Origin of the sequence: Desulforhopalus vacuolatus (genome assembly GCF_016918505.1) — a bacterium.
In the GTDB taxonomy this organism is placed as follows: Bacteria; Desulfobacterota; Desulfobulbia; order Desulfobulbales; family Desulfocapsaceae; genus Desulforhopalus; species Desulforhopalus vacuolatus.
In genome coordinates this window covers 1-756 of record NZ_JAFFPZ010000097.1, presented here as the reverse complement: position 1 = coordinate 756, position 756 = coordinate 1, and the positions used below count along the sequence as shown (strand labels likewise).

The 756-nt window shown below is 53.3% G+C and carries 1 pseudogene; it reads right to left on the bottom strand.

The annotated features are described in order from the left end of the window. A pseudogene (locus tag JWG39_RS16050) lies at positions 1-728 on the bottom strand (hypothetical protein); the annotation flags it as partial. Between the last annotated feature and the right edge of the window lie 28 nt (positions 729-756).

Sequence of the window (756 nt, the reverse complement as noted above, 5' to 3'; positions counted from 1 at the left end):
CCGGGGGTGAATACTGGACGCTGAGGGAGCTGGTGCAGACCTTTGCCCATGAGAGCAGGTGCAGAATAATCCACGCGTTCAGGGCTGAATACCATCGCATCAACAGGGCCTCTTTTCAACAACATCCCGTGATTTTTCGAGACCTTACCGTAACATTTACCGGCCAGGACCAGACGGTCGAAGAGTACCCGGCCAAACCGTGGGAGATCCGCAGCGTTCAGGGGAAAAAAATAAAGGTGGTATCCCGGTGAGGGTGTCGAGAGCAGCGTATCGCCTGAATATATATTGGCACTGGCTGAGAATTTAGAGACGGTGGCCGCATCGGCAAAAGAAGGCATCAAGGAACAGATCAGAGCGCGAAGTTCGTCCGGTGATCCCGTCCAGCCGGTACTCTCCGGGTCGTGATCCAACATGCCAAGCCCGGGGCCGTCGGGATAACTGAAAAACTTTTTCGTCCTGCTGGTCTGCGTTCCCTTGCGGTATCTATCCGGTACAATTTTTCGAATCCCGTCTCCTGCAGTCCCATGAATCAGACTCTGGTGAGTAGAAAGACCCTGGAGAACATCCGGGAGCTGTGCGGGGAAGATATGCAGGGTCTCAGCGGTCCCAAAGCCAACTCTGTCGGGAGAGACCTTCTTCAGGGTACCGTCATCAGCCTGGCTATATGATTTTACAAGAATATGGGGACTGGAAAAAGTTGTCAGGTTTATGCGTGCGGGAGTATCCATTCAAAAGACCTCTTTGAACAGACGGGCG